Below are 1974 nucleotides of genomic sequence, written 5' to 3'. Positions count from 1 at the left end.
CTTGTGTACGCCCAGCATGGGCATGAACTAATGAGGTGAAAGTCCTCTGTAGGAAGGTCACCGTTACTCTTATTAATTAGAGAATAACATACTGTTATTAAACGTTAACTACTAGTGAATGGCAAGGGCTTAATCGCGAGGTTTGGTCCGGAGGAAGCCGCTAGCAAATTTGCGAGCTGATGAACAAGAACATCATATGAGGCGTAGGCTAGAGGTGAGTTGGCACAAGACAACGAAACCACGTGATCTAATGGCTACCGTAAATGATGCAGCAGTGCAAAGAAAGTTCATGTTCTTATCTGGGGAGATCTGCTTAACACGCGATCGGTCATTAACCAGTAAGGCTCTGGTTTATAAGTGCCTTGGCTTTTCAGCATCATCGACTGAAAAGAGCGAACTAGATGGAAACCGATAGCGCATGACGGGGTAACTTGGCATGTGATTAAGCAGAAGTCAGCAGACGGCATAGTAGCCCAACGCCCAGCGTAATGGTTGGGACATGGTGAAGGCCTGAACATTTAGAAGAAGAAGGAGGAGTCTTGTCAAACTTGTCGATACCCACTACGTCGCCAGACGATTACTATCGGCAGCGTATTGATATGCAACCGGCCTTCAACCGCGATCTATTTCAACAACTGCTCGAACCTGAAAATCTACACCGAGCTTGGCGTCAAGTTAAAGCCAATAAAGGTGCGGCGGGCATCGATGGCATGACCATCGAAGCCTTCCCGCTCTGGATGCAACAAGGCGGCTGGCAACAGTGTAAATCTCAATTAGAGCGAGGTGAATACCAACCCTCAGCGGTCAGGCGCGTAGAGATCGACAAACCCGATGGCGGTAAACGCAAATTGGGGATCCCTAACGTCATTGACCGTGTGATACAGCAAGCCATTGCTCAAATACTCACGCCACTGTTTGACCCATTCTTCTCGACCAACAGCTTTGGCTTTAGGCCGAACAGAAATGCCAAACAAGCGGTACTGCAAGTAAGGGATATCATCAAACAAAAATGCAAATTTGCCGTCGATGTTGATCTGTCTAAGTTCTTTGACCGAGTTAATCATGATCTCTTGATGACTCAACTTAGAAGCAAGGTGCAGGATAAGCGTCTGTTGGCGCTTATTGGTAAATACCTTCGAGCTGGTGTGATGGTCAATGGCCAATTTGAAGCAAGCTTTGAAGGCGTGCCTCAAGGCGGCCCACTCTCGCCATTACTCTCTAACATTATGTTGGATAGTCTGGATAAAGAGCTGGAAAGCCGAGGGCATAAATTCGCCCGCTACGCGGACGACTTCATCATTTTGGTAAAGTCTATTCGAGCAGGAGAGCGGGTACTCAAGAGCATTACTCAATATCTGGCCACTAAGCTAAAACTGGCCGTTAATGAACAGAAAAGCCAAGTGGTTAAGGTAGGTCAAAGCAAGTTTCTTGGGTTTACATTTAACCGCGGGAAGATCCAGTGGCATGCTAAAACATTGCACATTTTCAAACAAAAGATGAGACGATTAACGAACCGAAACTGGGGCGTGAGTATGAGTTATCAGCTGTTTAAAGTGCGGCAATACATGCAAGGCTGGATCAACTACTTTGGCATAGCCAACGCTTATCAAGGGTGTATGGATTTAGACCATTGGATTCGTCGTCGCGTACGTATGTGCTACTGGCGTCAGTGGCGAAAACCACGGACCAAGGTACAGAATTTACTTAAGCGTGGCGTCAGGATCCAAGCCGCTGTTGCTTGTGGTATCACAAGTAAAGGCCCTTGGCGTAGCTCTAAAACACCTGGAATACAGCAAGCGCTGAGTAATGAATATCTGAAGAAAGCAGGATTATATTCATTGAGAGACGGATGGATCGCAGTTCAATATCCTAACCAGAAAGCTAGTTAGGTGTTCTAAATGAACCGCCCTGTGCGGAGCCGCATGCAGGGTGGTGTGGGGGCTGGAGGCTAGATACCTCTGGCTACCCGATTAT

At 47.2% G+C, this 1974-nt stretch carries 1 protein-coding gene; it reads left to right on the top strand.

Annotated features, from left to right (window positions below; genetic code table 11):
• Positions 1-539 precede the first annotated feature (539 nt).
• On the top strand, positions 540-1889 hold the full coding sequence (ltrA, locus tag H5185_RS21845) for a group II intron reverse transcriptase/maturase (RefSeq protein WP_182743230.1): 1350 nt from the start codon (positions 540-542) through the stop codon (positions 1887-1889).
• Positions 1890-1974: the final 85 nt, after the last annotated feature.

The organism is Shewanella sp. SG44-6 (assembly GCF_014164185.1).
In the GTDB taxonomy this organism is placed as follows: domain Bacteria; phylum Pseudomonadota; class Gammaproteobacteria; order Enterobacterales; family Shewanellaceae; genus Shewanella; species Shewanella vesiculosa.
This window is presented reverse-complemented; position numbering and strand designations above follow the sequence as displayed.